At 65.7% G+C, this 13420-nt stretch carries 13 protein-coding genes and 1 pseudogene; 9 read left to right on the top strand and 5 right to left on the bottom strand.

Annotated elements, in window-relative coordinates; genetic code table 11:
• Window positions 1-153: 153 nt before the first annotated feature.
• Complete coding sequence (locus tag ACVIHF_RS10325; protein ID WP_253609180.1) at window positions 154-642, bottom strand: PEGA domain-containing protein; 489 nt, start codon at window positions 640-642, stop codon at window positions 154-156.
• Between the two features lie 161 nt (window positions 643-803).
• Window positions 804-1484, bottom strand: a complete 681-nt coding sequence (locus tag ACVIHF_RS10330; RefSeq protein ID WP_076826449.1) for an HAD hydrolase-like protein — start codon at window positions 1482-1484, stop codon at window positions 804-806.
• A 76-nt stretch (window positions 1485-1560) separates the two neighbouring features.
• Between ACVIHF_RS10330 and ACVIHF_RS10335 the strand changes: the two genes are divergently transcribed.
• From ACVIHF_RS10335 to ACVIHF_RS10360, 6 genes are all read left to right on the top strand, one after another.
• Complete coding sequence (locus ACVIHF_RS10335) at window positions 1561-2394, top strand: SDR family NAD(P)-dependent oxidoreductase (protein ID WP_456792000.1); 834 nt, start codon at window positions 1561-1563, stop codon at window positions 2392-2394.
• A 113-nt stretch (window positions 2395-2507) separates the two neighbouring features.
• Window positions 2508-3227: a ribose-5-phosphate isomerase RpiA gene (gene rpiA, locus ACVIHF_RS10340; RefSeq protein WP_456792001.1), complete on the top strand. Its 720-nt coding sequence runs from the start codon at window positions 2508-2510 to the stop codon at window positions 3225-3227.
• Window positions 3224-3754, top strand: coding sequence for a DUF2059 domain-containing protein (locus ACVIHF_RS10345; protein ID WP_057017260.1), 531 nt, complete (start codon window positions 3224-3226; stop codon window positions 3752-3754). Before rpiA ends, ACVIHF_RS10345 begins: the two co-directional genes overlap by 4 nt.
• Before the next feature lie 215 nt (window positions 3755-3969).
• Window positions 3970-5355 (top strand): glutathione-disulfide reductase, encoded by a 1386-nt coding sequence (gene gor / locus ACVIHF_RS10350; protein WP_456792002.1) that lies wholly within the window; start codon window positions 3970-3972, stop codon window positions 5353-5355.
• A 459-nt stretch (window positions 5356-5814) separates the two neighbouring features.
• Window positions 5815-6024 (top strand): DUF2934 domain-containing protein, encoded by a 210-nt coding sequence (locus ACVIHF_RS10355; protein ID WP_057017262.1) that lies wholly within the window; start codon window positions 5815-5817, stop codon window positions 6022-6024.
• Between the two features lie 57 nt (window positions 6025-6081).
• Entirely contained in the window at window positions 6082-6435 is a 354-nt protein-coding gene (locus tag ACVIHF_RS10360; RefSeq protein WP_057017263.1) for a cupin domain-containing protein, read from the top strand.
• 530 nt (window positions 6436-6965) lie between these two features.
• Here ACVIHF_RS10360 and ACVIHF_RS10365 read toward each other — a convergent pair.
• Window positions 6966-7893 (bottom strand): annotated as a pseudogene (locus ACVIHF_RS10365) (alpha/beta hydrolase family protein).
• Between the two features lie 151 nt (window positions 7894-8044).
• Between ACVIHF_RS10365 and ACVIHF_RS10370 the strand changes: the two are divergent.
• From ACVIHF_RS10370 to ACVIHF_RS10380, 3 genes are all read left to right on the top strand, one after another.
• A complete protein-coding gene (locus ACVIHF_RS10370) occupies window positions 8045-9433 on the top strand; it encodes a class II 3-deoxy-7-phosphoheptulonate synthase (protein ID WP_028334252.1) in 1389 nt (462 codons plus the stop codon).
• A gap of 49 nt (window positions 9434-9482) precedes the next feature.
• Entirely contained in the window at window positions 9483-9836 is a 354-nt protein-coding gene (locus tag ACVIHF_RS10375; RefSeq protein ID WP_028334253.1) for a diacylglycerol kinase, read from the top strand.
• Window positions 9837-9984: 148 nt separating this feature from the next.
• Window positions 9985-11736, top strand: coding sequence for an NAD+ synthase (locus tag ACVIHF_RS10380; protein WP_456792003.1), 1752 nt, complete (start codon window positions 9985-9987; stop codon window positions 11734-11736).
• 7 nt (window positions 11737-11743) lie between these two features.
• Here ACVIHF_RS10380 and ACVIHF_RS10385 read toward each other — a convergent pair whose 3' ends face one another.
• Window positions 11744-12910, bottom strand: coding sequence for a DUF2865 domain-containing protein (locus tag ACVIHF_RS10385; RefSeq protein WP_375167093.1), 1167 nt, complete (start codon window positions 12908-12910; stop codon window positions 11744-11746).
• 143 nt (window positions 12911-13053) lie between these two features.
• Complete coding sequence (locus ACVIHF_RS10390; protein WP_057017266.1) at window positions 13054-13377, bottom strand: hypothetical protein; 324 nt, start codon at window positions 13375-13377, stop codon at window positions 13054-13056.
• Window positions 13378-13420: the final 43 nt, after the last annotated feature.

Consider the following 13420-nt stretch of genomic DNA (forward strand, 5'->3'; position numbering starts at 1 on the left):
GATGATCGTATGGATGATTCGCAACATGCAAAGCGATAGGCGAGGCATATCGCGCGATGCATGATCGCAATCGCGGATGTGTCTCGGCCAAATACAAAAACCCGGCTTTGGGTCGGGCTCTTGTGCAGTGCAAATGCGGTTCGGCCGCCCGCGCTAGCGCGACGGCGCGGCGGCCGGCGCCGGCGCAGCCGCGCTCGGGGCGGGGAACGCGGAGTCCGGAGCGGCGGCGGCAGGCGCCGCAGCGGCAGCCGGTTTCGGCTTCTTCTTCCGTATCGGCTTCTTCGCCGCGCGCGGCGGCGGTCCGGCCGGCTGCAGCTCGGCGAACACCGGACTCGGATCCAGCGTCGTGGTCGCCGGCGTGGTGAAGTCGCCGGGAACGCGGGTCACGGTGACCGGAACCGTCGCCGGCTGGAACTTCGGCATGTTGAAGGTGACGGAGAAGTTGGTCTCCGGCGCCGGGATCGACACGGTGCAGGGCGTCTTGCAGCCCGGTCCGAGCGAGGTCACGGCGTCGGCGCCCGGCGGGTTCGAATCCAGCTGCACCGGCATCGGCGGTGGCGCCGACTTGAACGAATCCAACGAGAAGGAGGAGCAGCCGGCCAGGCTCAGCCCGGCGGCCGCAATTACGATGATACGACGCATGATCCACACTCTACTGCGGCAATCAGCCACAATCCCCGGAGCGGACCATAGGTGCGTCGGAACAGAGGCGCAACAGCGGGGGCCCTGTTCGTTAGCGGATGGTTAATGGCAGAATCGCATGGCTGAATATTGCCTAGCGATATCAGTGCGTTGCGGAAAGTTTATGCCGCGCTCAGGCTGGCGACGGCGTCCGGCAGATCGCGCATATGGCTGATCAGCCGGTCCGGCTTCAGCTCGGTCATCGGAACGTCCGTATAGCCAAAATCGACGCCGATCACCGGGACCTGGGCGCGCCTTGCGACCCCGACATCGGGGCCGGCATCGCCGACCATGATGGCGCCGGGCAGCCGGCCGCCGGCGCGGGCCACCGTCTCGCGCAGGAACGTCGGATCGGGTTTTGCAATACCGAACGTATCGGCGCCGCAGATCGCGGCGAAGCGCTTGGTCAGGCCGAGCCGGTCGAGCAGCAGCTTCGACAGCCATTCCAGCTTGTTGGTGCACACCGCAAAGCGATGGCCCTTTGCCTCGAGCCGGTCTAGCGCGGCCTCGAGCCCGTCGAACGGGCGCGAGCCGTCGGCGATATGCTCGGCATAATAGTCGACGAAATCCGCGGTTAAGCGGTCAAGGTCACCGACGCTGACCGCGCGTCCTTCCACCTCGAGCCCGCGTTCCAGCAGCTTGCGGGCGCCGGCGCCGATCATGCTGCGCGCGGCCGCCAGCGGCACCGGCCGCAGGCCCTCGCGGTCGAGCACATGGTTCAGCGCGCCGATCAGATCGGGCGCGGTGTCGACCAGCGTGCCGTCGAGATCGAATACGACGATGGGGGGAGAGGCGGCGGACATGATGCTTTTGGCTATCGGGCCAGGCGCTGCGATGCAAGAGTAGATGTGGGCACGTCATGAGGTAGGGGAGGCTGAGATGCGGGAACTTGCCGGAAAAGCCGCTTTTGTCACCGGCGCGGCCAGCGGAATCGGACTTGCGATGGCAACCGCCTTTGCTCGCGAGGGCATGAAGGTGATGCTCGCCGACATTGAAACCGGTCCGCTGGACAAGGCCGTCGATGCGCTGCGCGCAGGCGGTGCGGATGTTCACGGCGTGGTCTGCGACGTTGCCGATCCCCTAAGCGTCGATCGCGCGGCGGAGGCGTCGTTCCGCGCCTTCGGCAAGGTTCATGTCCTCTGCAACAATGCCGACGTCGCGGCCGGCGGCGGCATTGACCCGATCTCGGTCGACGACTGGCGCTGGGTGATCGACGTCAATCTGATGGGCGTCGTGCACGGCATCAGGAGCTTCCTGCCGCACATCCGCGGGCACGGCGAGGGTGGCCATATCGTCAATACGGCTTCGATGGCCGGGATGAATGCCGGGCTTGGCTTGAGCCCGTATTCGGCGACCAAGTTCGCCGTCGTCAGCCTGTCCGAAGGGCTCGCCATGCAGCTCAGGCCGCTCGGGATCGGCGTCAGCGTGCTCTGTCCGAGCTTTGTGCGGACCCGGATCGGCGAGAGCGGGCGCAACCGCGGCGAGCAGTACGGCCCGACCCGTCCGCTCGATCCGGCAAGCCCGATGGCCGCTGTCGTCGCCGAGATCGCGCGACGCCTGGAGGCCGGTCTCGATCCGGCGTCGGTTGCAGGACATGTGCTGGCCGCGATCCGCGACGACCAGTTCTACATTTTCACCCACCCCGGGATGCGGGCCGAGGTCGAACAGCGTTTTTCGGCGATTTTGGCCGCGATGGACGCCGTTTCGGCCTAAAGACTGGCCCGCTTGCCGCTATTCCTGCCTGCAAAACGACGCTAGATATGCGCCCGCCGGGCCACCCGATGGCGGCCCGTAACGGACAACCGAGGGGCTATCGGCACGTGGACATGGACGCACTGAAACGCCAGGCGGCGGCGCGCGCGCTCGAAGAGGTGCGCGACGGCATGAAGCTCGGGCTCGGCACCGGATCGACCGCGAAGCATTTCGTCGAGCTGCTCGGCGAGAAGGTCCGGTCGGGCATGAAGGTGATCGGCGTGCCGACCTCGGAAGCGACCCGCGCGGATGCGATCCGCTGCGGCGTTCCGCTGACCACGCTGGACGAGATCGACCATCTCGACCTCACCATCGACGGCGCCGACGAGATCGACCCGGCGCTCAACCTGATCAAGGGCGGCGGCGGTGCGCTGCTGCGCGAGAAGATCGTCGCGGCCGCCAGTGATCGCATGATCGTGATCGCCGACGACAGCAAATGGGTCGATGTGCTCGGCCGCTTTCCGCTGCCGGTCGAGGTGATCCCGTTTGGGCTCGCCGCAACGCAGGCCGCGATGGCGCGGGCATTCGCCGAGGCCGGCGTGTCAGGCGAAATGCTGATCCGGAAAGGCAAGGACGGTCACGTTTTTGTCACCGATGGCGGCCACTGGATCATCGATGCCCATCTCGGCCGGATCGGCGATCCGCCGCGTCTTGCCGGTTTGCTCAGCGTGATTCCGGGCGTGGTCGAACACGGCCTGTTCATCGGGCTTGGCAGCGTCGCCGTGCTGGCCGGCGCGCAGGGAATTCGGGTTGTTGAACGGCCATGCGGCCGCAAGCAAGGAGACTTGGAATGAATCGTTTTTCGGGACTTTTGTCGGCTGCGGCCCTGGCGGCTGGACTGGCGCTCGCACCGGCGATGGCGCAGCAGCCGCAGCTGCCTCCCATGCCCCAGGTCAAGCAGTCGACCCCCGCGGCGATTGGCTACGCCAAGGAAATCCTTCAGATGAAGAACGTGCAGGTGATGTATGCCGGCGCCGTTCCTGGAATCATCGAGAAGACCAAGACCGGCCTGCTCCAGCAATACCTCAACTACCAGAAGGACCTCAACGAGGTCGCGCTCGTCATCGCCAAGAACCTGGGTGGCAGTGAGAAGGAAATCGGCGAAGGCATGGCGCAGCTCTACGCCGCCGAGTTCACCGAGCAGGAGCTGAAGGATCTCGTGATCTTCTACAAGACGCCGCTCGGTCAGAAGCTTCTGACCTCCGAGCCCAAGGCAATCAACGATTCGCTGCAATATATGCAGCAGTGGGCGCAGCAGTTTGGCGTGATCGTCAACGCCCAGTTCAAGGCCGAGATGAAGAAGCGCGGCAAGGATATCTAAGCGACGCCTCAGCATGACGGGCGTCAAGTTGAGTGCGCCGCACTATCTACGTCATTGCGAGCGAAGCGAAGCAATCCATTGTCCCACAAGCGGAGAGATGGATTGCTTCGTCGCTATCGCTCCTCGCAATGACGGCGGTGAAAGACTAGATGCCCTCAAGATGAGGGAAAGCAGTTGATCAAGCCGAATTCCGGCGATTAGAGCTGAGATTTACCATGGCCGAGTTTGACGTCGACCTGTTTGTCATCGGTGGTGGTTCGGGCGGCGTTCGTGCCGCCCGCATCGCCGCGGGTTACGGCGCGAAGGTCATGGTCGCCGAAGAGTACCGGATGGGCGGCACCTGCGTGATCCGCGGCTGCGTGCCGAAGAAGCTGTTCGTGATCGGCAGCCATGTCCACGACGAGATCGAGGACGCGGCCGGCTTCGGCTGGAGTATCGGGCAGGTCTCGTTCGACTGGGCCACGCTGGTCGCCAACAAGGACAAGGAGATCGCCCGGCTCGAGGGCGCCTACACCACCAATGTCGAGAAGTCGGGCGCACGGATCGCGAAGACCCGCGCGGTGCTGGAGGATGCCCACACCATCAGACTCGCCACCGGCGAGAAGGTGACGGCGAAGTATATCCTGATCGCCACCGGCGGCGCGCCCAATCACGGGCCGATCGTGCCCGGCATCGAGCACGTGATCTCCTCCAACGAGGCGTTTCACCTCAAGGAGCTGCCGAAGCGGATCGTGATCCAGGGCGGCGGCTACATCGCGCTGGAATTCGCCGGCATCTTCGCCGGCTTCGGCTCCGACGTCACGGTGATCTATCGCGGCGACAACATCCTGCGCGGCTTCGACGAGGACGTGCGCAAGCATGTCCGCGCCGAGATGGAGAAGCGCGGCATCACCATCATCACCGGCTGCACGGTGGCGAAGATCGAGAAGCACGGCCGTGACTTCACCACGCACCTGTCGAGCGGCTCGAGCATCGCCTCCGACCAGGTGATGTTCGCGATCGGCCGGCATCCCAATGTCGCCAATCTCGGGCTCGAGACCGCCGGCGTCGCCATCAATCCCGCCAATGGCGGCATCCAGGTCGACGGCTGGTCGAAGACCTCGGTCGACAACATCTACGCAGTCGGCGACGTCACCCACCGCACCAATCTGACGCCGGTTGCGATCCGCGAGGGCCATGCCTTCGCCGACACGGTGTTCGGCAAGCGCGCGGTCGAGGTCGACCACGCCACGATCCCGACCGCCGTGTTCTCGCAGCCGGAGGTGGGCACCGTCGGACTCACGGAAGAGGAGGCGCGGGCGCAGTTCAGCCACGTCGACATCTACAAGACCGATTTCCGCCCGATCAAGGCGACGATGTCTGGCCGCGACACCCGCGTGCTGATGAAGCTCGTGGTCGACGGCGCGAGCGACCGCGTGCTCGGCTGCCACATCGTCGGCGATGGCGCCGCCGAAATCACCCAGGCCGTCGCGATCGCCGTCAAGATGAAGGCGACCAAGGCCGATTTCGACGCCACCATCGCGCTGCATCCGACCGCTTCCGAAGAATTGGTGACGATGCGCACGCCCACCGCGCGCTACGTGCGCCAGGCGGCGGAGTAGCGGTAGCCCGCAGGCCGGCGCTGCCGTCCTGGTGTTCTCCTGGCGATGGGGAACGGGGAATGAGCCCTGCCTGACAGCCCAACGCCGCCCGCTTAAAATACATGCGGACGGCGTTGTCTCTAGCCCCAGGAAGGTTGGCAAAATCCTGATGAGTATTTGTCTGCGGAAGCGGGCAAAGGTTGCATACCTCAGAAGGGGTAGCGCGCCTCCGCAAGACCGGCGCCGACGGCCGCGCTTCGTGCCCGGGAATTAGGGCACCCTTGTTGACGTGCACATCCGCCCGGGACTTTTCCTCAGGGCCGCTTCGTGCCCTCAAATCGAACGCGGCTTCGCGCAGCGGCGCTTGTGCACAGGCGACACAACACCGGCGCGCGGCCGTCTCGCGCACCCTGGAACCTTGCGCTATGCTGTCCGTTCCACTCTCAAACAGTTTGACGTCTCAAATTGAGGGAGCCGCGCATGAGAGGCCCAACCGAGCAGGAGATCCGGACCCGCGCCTACGAATTGTGGAAGGACGCCGGCGAGCCGCCGGGCAAGATGGATCAGCTCTGGTATCAGGCCGAAAAGGAACTGCTGGCGCGGCGGGCCACCAACGGCGAAGCGCCTTGCGACATCAACGGGCACAATGGGCCGAGTACATATCCGGAGAGGCTGAGGGGCGTGCATTGAGTGCGTCGCACGGCTGAGCTAACGAGTCCGGCAGGCTGGCCCGGACCCGGAGGCATCATGAGCGGCGCGATCGATCTTTCGCAGAAACTGTCGACATTCTCCGATCACTGGTCGCCGCGCACCGTGGCGCAATTCAACGCCTGCGACGTCATGGTCGTGAAGGTGCAGGGCGAGTTCGTCTGGCACAAGCATGACGACACCGACGACTTCTTCCTCGTGCTGAAAGGCATCCTCGACATCGAGCTGCGCGACCGCACCGTGACGCTAACGCCCGGCCAGATGTACATCGTGCCGAAGGGCGTCGAGCATCGGCCTGTCGCAAGGGAAGAGGTGCATCTGCTGCTGATCGAACCGACCGGGACGCCGAACACGGGTGACGCTGCGACGGCTGCGCCGCGGAAGGTGGTGTGAGACTGGCAGGATGGGTGGAGCGAAGCGATACCCATCATCTTGACCGCGAATCCGAGTTGAAGAGCAAAGCTCGGGCGATTCATGTCGCGAGAATGCGAATGTATGACTCACCGGCAGCGCAATACATGCGGTGTCGTCCCTGCGAAAGCAGGGACCCATAGCCGCCGACGTCAGTTGGCTTGCAGCGCTGGAGCCACAACCTGTTTCAACAACGCAGCCCTGTGGTTATGGGTCCCTTGCTTTCGCAGGGACGACGTGTGGAAAGAGCAGCGACCTCTCATTGTGTCATCGCCCGCGCATGCGGACGATCCAGTACGCCGCGGCTTCTCGGTTCAAGATGAGCTACGCATCAGCGGTGCATCGCATCGCGCGAGAACCATCCTCATCGTCGTCCTGGCGCAGGCCAGGACCCATTACCCCAAATCTCAATTGTTGCGCGGCGCTGGAACGACGAGTCCCGACGACAACAAAGGCCGCGGCGTATGGGTCCCTGCTTTCGAAAGCAGGGACGACGCCGGAGAGTGCTGTGCTTACCCCTCCACCTCAATCCACTCCGCGGCGCCGCGCCACAGCGCATCGCGGTGGTCGCTGCGGAAGAAGCCGAGATGGCCGATCGCTTTTGCGCCGGCGTCGGCGGGACGGATCGAGATGATCTCCGGCGTGATCGACGTGAAGGCGGAGCACAGCAATTCGACCGCCGGCCGCGTTGCCCAGGTGTCGTCGGTCATGACAAGCGCGCGGAGCTTGCCCTTGAACTTCGGAAAATTCTCGCGCGCTGTCAGCGTGGCATCATCGAGCAGATAGCGCTCCCGCATCACCCAGCTCCGCCATTGCTCGAACGCGCCCCTCGGCAGGTCCATGCCGACGCCGGCCCAGGCGGGGAGGTAGCCGAGCGTGCGCGCCAGCGGCAGGCCGACGCCGTTCATGAAGGCGATGACGCGGTAGCGTTCGGGCGAGGCCATCAGCTTCCAATAGGCAGCCTGCGATGCGATCAGGAGCGCGCGCGGGATCTCGGCATTGTTGGCAAGCAGCCCGAGCGCCTGGCCGCCGAAGGAGTGGCCGACATAGGCGAAGGGGAGGTTGCGGTATCGCTCGCGCATCCAGCTCACCGCCGCGGTGGCATCGAGCGAGGCCCAGTCGGCCATGGTGGCCTTGAAGCCGGCCAGCGATTTCGGCTTGTTGAGGCCGGTCGCCGCCATCGGCCGGCTATCGCCGGTGCCGCGGTAGTCGTAGGTCAGTACCGCGGCGCCGCGGCGGGCGAGGTAGCCGGCGAAACCACGATAGACCTTGCGGGGCACGGCGGTCGCCGAATTGATTAGCACGGCCTGGCGCCGCGTGCCGCGCGGGCAGGAACAACGTCGCGGCGAGCGGATAGCCGTCCGCGGCCGGCACGACGATGTCGTCGCTAAAAACGTCGTCCAGCGCGGCGGAGGCCACGGCGATTTCCCCGGCATTCATGCTATGCTCTACCAAATGCGAATTCGGATTTCCCTGCAAGGGCTTGACCAGATTGCAGGAATCCTTCTAGCGGGAAAGCGGGGGCCTGTGTATAAGCCGGGCTTTCCTCATGCCGTGATTAAGTCGCGGTTTTTGCTCAGGAGTTGACCTCATGTCCGAGCGGTGGACACCCGATAGCTGGCGCGCCAAGAAGGTGCTGCAGGTGCCCGATTATCCCGATGCCAAGGCATTGGCCGATGTCGAGGCCCAGCTGGCGACTTTTCCGCCGCTGGTGTTCGCGGGCGAGGCGCGCAGCCTGAAGAAGGCGCTGGGGCGGGTCGCCGCCGGCGAGGCCTTCCTGCTGCAGGGCGGCGACTGCGCCGAGAGCTTTGCCGAGCACGGCGCCAACAACATCCGCGACTTCTTCCGCGTCCTGTTGCAGATGGCGGTCGTGCTGACCTATGCCGGCGCGCTGCCGGTGGTGAAGGTCGGCCGGATCGCCGGCCAGTTCGCCAAGCCGCGCTCGTCGCCGACCGAGAAGCAGGGCGACGTCGAGCTGCCGAGCTATCGCGGCGACATCGTCAACGACATCGCCTTCACCCCGGAAGCGCGCATTCCCGATCCGCAGCGCCAGCTGATGGCTTATCGGCAATCCGCCGCGACGCTGAACCTGCTGCGCGCGTTCGCCACCGGTGGTTTCGCCAATCTCGGCAGCGTGCACCAGTGGATGCTCGGCTTCCTGAAGGATTCGCCGCAATCACGCCGCTACAAGGAGCTGGCCGACCGCATCTCGGATGCGCTGAACTTCATGCGCGCCTGCGGCCTCGATCTCGAGAGCCATCCCGAGCTGCGCGCCACCGATTTCTACACCAGCCACGAGGCGCTGCTGCTCGGCTACGAGCAGGCGATGACGCGGGTCGATTCCACCACCGGCGACTGGTACGCGACCTCCGGCCACATGATCTGGATCGGCGACCGAACCCGTCAGCTCGATCACGGCCATGTCGAATATTTCCGCGGCATCAAGAACCCGATCGGCCTGAAATGCGGCCCGTCGCTGAAGCCGGACGAACTGTTGAAGCTGATCGACATCCTCAATCCCGACGATGAGCCGGGGCGCCTCACCCTGATCAACCGGTTCGGCGCCGACAAGGTCGGCGACCATCTGCCAGGCCTGATCCGCGCCGTGCAGCGGGAAGGGCGCAAGGTGGTGTGGTCGTGCGATCCGATGCACGGCAACACCATCACCTCGACCTCGGGCTACAAGACGCGGCCGTTCGACCGCGTGCTATCGGAGGTGAGGTCGTTCTTCCAGATCCACGCTGCTGAAGGCACCCATGCCGGCGGCGTGCACCTGGAGATGACCGGACAGGACGTCACCGAATGCATCGGCGGCGCGCGCGCCATCACCGATGAGGACCTCAACGACCGCTACCACACGGTCTGCGATCCCCGTCTTAATGCCGAACAGTCGATCGACATGGCCTTCCTGATCGCCGAACTCCTGAAGCAGGAGCGCGCCGGCAAGGTCAAGCCGATGCCGGCCGCTGCGGGGTTGTGATTGGGGCTGTGGCTTGGGCAGGCAGTGACTTGGACTTGGGGGCCGTGACTTGTTGAGGTTCTGGCGAGCCACCATCAACTCGCGCAACGGGCTGGCATTCGCCATTCGCTCGGAGCAGGCGATTCGCGAGGAGGTGGTGGCGCTGGCGCTGTCGCTGCCGCTGGCCTGGCTGGTCGGCGCCACCGTGATGCGCCGGGTCGAATTGGTCGCGACCGTGGTGCTGGTGCTCGTCATCGAGCTGCTCAACACCGCGATCGAGAAGCTAGCCGATCGCCTGACCATGGATCACGATCCGCAGATCGGGCGGGTCAAGGACATGGGCTCGGCCGCGGTCGGCGTCGCGCTCGTCATGGCCGGGCTGTTCTGGCTGTTCGCCCTCGCTGAACGCATGGGCGCGTTCTGATTCCCGAGCATGATCCGGAAACGTGGGACCGGTTTTCCGATCAGATCATGCTCAAAAGAAGCTCCCGCCGGTCATGGCGCGATTTCTGCAATCGCACCATGACTGGAAGGTGATTGAAGTTTGCTGTTGTGCAGGACAACTTAAGCGTATGAGCGAACAACAGATCAAGATTACCCTGGCGCAACTCAATCCGACGGTCGGTGACGTCACCGGCAACGCCGCGAGGGCGCGCGCCGCGCGCGAGAAAGCCAAGGCCGACGGCGCCGACCTCGTGGTGCTGTCGGAACTGTTCATCGCCGGCTACCCGCCGGAGGATCTGGTGCTCAAGCCGGCGTTCCAGTCGGCCTGCCGCGCCGCGATCGAGGAACTGGCGCGCGAGACCAGGGATGGTGGCCCAGCGATGCTGATCGGCACGCCGTGGGTCGAGGACGGCAAGCTCTACAATGCCTGCGCGCTGCTCGACGGCGGCCGCATCGCCGCGCTGCGCTTCAAGGCCAATCTGCCGAATTACGGCGTGTTCGACGAGAAGCGGCTGTTCGCGCGCGGCCCGGCGCCGGGCCCGGTGACGGTGCGCGGCGTGCGTATCGGCGTGCCGATCTGCGAGGACATCTGGCTCGAGGAGTCCGAAGAATACGAGAACGTCGTCGAATGTCTCGCCGAGACCGGCGCCGAGATTCTCGTGGTGCCGAACGGCTCGCCCTATGCCCGCGACAAGGCCGACCTCAGGCTGTCGATCGTCGTGGCGCGCGTCACCGAGAGCGGGCTGCCGCTGGTCTATCTCAACGAGGTCGGCGGCCAGGACGAGCTGATCTTCGACGGCGCCTCGTTCGCGCTGAATGCCGATCTTTCCGTCGCGGCGCAGCTTCCGGCGTTCGAGGAGAACATCACGACGCTGACCTGGCGCAAGACCGCCGACGGCTGGCGCTGCAACGGGCCGATCACGGCGCAGCTCGAGGGCGACAAGGCCGATTACGCGGCCTGCGTGCTCGGTCTGCGCGACTATGTCCGCAAGAACGGTTTTCCCGGCGTGCTGCTCGGCGTCTCCGGCGGCATCGACTCGGCGCTGTGCGCGGCGATCGCGGTCGATGCGCTCGGCGCCGACAAGGTGCGCGGCGTGATGCTGCCGTTCCGCTACACCGCGCAGGTGTCGCTCGACGATGCCGCCAAGCTCGCCGCGGCGCTCGGCATCCGCTACGAGATCCTGCCGATCGCCGATGCCGTGAACGGCTTCGAGACGATTCTGGCGCCGGTGTTTAAGGAGCTGGAGCGCGACATCACCGAGGAGAATTTGCAGGCGCGCGCCCGCGGCACGCTGTTGATGGCGATCTCCAACAAGACCGGCGCCATGGTGGTGACCACCGGCAACAAGTCGGAGATGTCGGTCGGCTACGCCACGCTGTACGGCGACATGAACGGCGGCTTCAATCCGATCAAGGACATCTACAAGACCGAGGTGTTTCGCCTGTCGAGCCTGCGCAACGGCTGGAAGCCGGACGGCGCGCTCGGGCCGTCAGGCGAGGTGATCCCGGTCAACATCATCATCCGGCCGCCGACCGCCGAGTTGCGCGAGAACCAGACCGACCAGGATTCGCTGCCGCCCTACGACGTGCTGGACGCGATCCTCGAGCGGCTGGTGGAGCGCGAGGAGCCGCTGGCGACCATCATCGAAGCCGGCTTCGACCGCGACGTGGTGGCCCGGGTCGATCGCCTGCTCAACATCGCCGAATACAAGCGGCGGCAGGCGGCGCCGGGGGTGAAGGTGACGCGGAAGAACTTCGGCCGCGACCGCCGCTATCCCATCACCAACCGCTTCCGCGATTTCGGCAAGGCGCTGCCGGCGCCCGACGAGACGCTGGTGGCGCGCACCTCGCGCGCGTCGGCGGAAGCGTTCGAGGGCTGAACTCTTCTTACCGCTTGGGAATGAAGGTCGGGCCGACGGTGCGGATCTGGCCGTCGCTCGCCGGCGCGGCCGGTGCCGCGGCGTCAGCGGCGGCGGGCTGCTGTTGAGCTGCGGCTGCGGGCGCGCCCTTCTTGCCGGCGGCGGCCTTGGTCTGGGCGCGCTGCTGCATCTTCCGCGCGCTCTCCTCGGTGACGATGATGTCACCCTGCTGCTCGGCGGACGCCTTGTCGTCGACCGCCTTCAGCGCCTCGGCCCAGCTCTGGCCGGCCGGCTTGCAGGAGCAGGACGGATTGAACTCGGTGCGGTACTTGAAGGCGTTCGGCAGCGACGAGTAGGACACGCCGCTGATCGAGACCGCCTGGTTGATGTCCTCGCCGGGATTTCGGTAGGTGAACAGGCTGGCATCCGCGGCAGGGCACTGCGCCTTGCAGATCTGCTCGTCGGCGGCGAAGCGCGCCTGCACGGTCGCGAACGAGATCGGGAAATAGGCGCCGTCGCAGGTGCGGACGCAGACGGTGCGGAAGGTGCCGGACTGGGCGCCATACTGCGCATCGGGCGGGGGCAGCGGATTGTTGGGATTGCCGCCGCCACCGCCGCCGAACAGGTTCTCGAGGAAGTTGCCGGGGCCACGCGCGGCCGCGGCATATTGCGGGCCGCAATTATTCTGCGCCAGAGCGGTCAGGACCGAACGGCGCTGGTTCTCGCGGTCGGCGCCGCCGAGCCCGCCCGAGCGCAGCCGCTCGAGATTGGCGGTGATCTGGTCGAGATTGGCGCGCATCTGCTGGATCTGGGTGTTGACCGGACCGCACTGCGCCGAATTGTTGTTGAAGAGCGAGAAGAATCCGGAGCTGTCGCAGCCCATGCGCCGGGCCTGCGCCGTCACGCGATCGAGCTCGCCCTGCTGGCGGGTTGCCGCGTCCTGATAGCGGCGGATCTGCTCGTCCTTGGCCGGGTCGCCGGAGCCGCCGCCGCGGTCGATCGCCGCCAGCTGGCCTTCGAGCCGGCCGCACATCGGATTGGCCTGCGGATTGGGCTGTGGCGCGCCTTGCGGAGCCGGACCGGGCGGGCCGGGCGGCACTTGCGCCAGGGCATGCATGGCGGGCAGGGACATGCCGGCCAGCACGGCGCAACTCAGAAACCAGCGGGAGAAGCGAGAACGGGAGCTATTGGGCATATCCGGCCATTAAAACGACGCCGCGCGGCGATCAACGCCAAAGCGCGCGGGCAAGGCCGCTGCAATAGCCGTTTCTCGGGGCAGCGTCACGTCGTTTCCGGGGCGCCGGTGTGGCAATAACCCCGTCTGGCCAGCGGCTTGGCTCAGCGCTGGCAGGTGATGGCGACGAATTCACCACAGCTGTTGCCGTTGCATTTTTCATTCGCGGCGTGCGGAACCGCACCGGTGATCTCGTCGGGATCGACGCGGCGGTAATTGGTGGCCTGCGCAAAATCGCGTGACCGGCAATAGGCGCGGGCGGCGGAGGCACCGCAGCGATCGCCGCGGGCGAGGCACTGGTCGATGCCGTAGCCGTCGGCCTGGTTGGCGACGATGAAGACGCGGCTGTCGGCCAGCGCGGCCGAGGAAACAAGGAAGGACGGAGCAACAAAGAGCGTGCAGGCAATCAATGCTGAAACAGGCCGCATGGTGCACCAGTGAAAATGGCGGGGAATCCGCAAGCGACCGGAT

It is taken from the genome of Bradyrhizobium sp. USDA 4506, assembly GCF_054058795.1.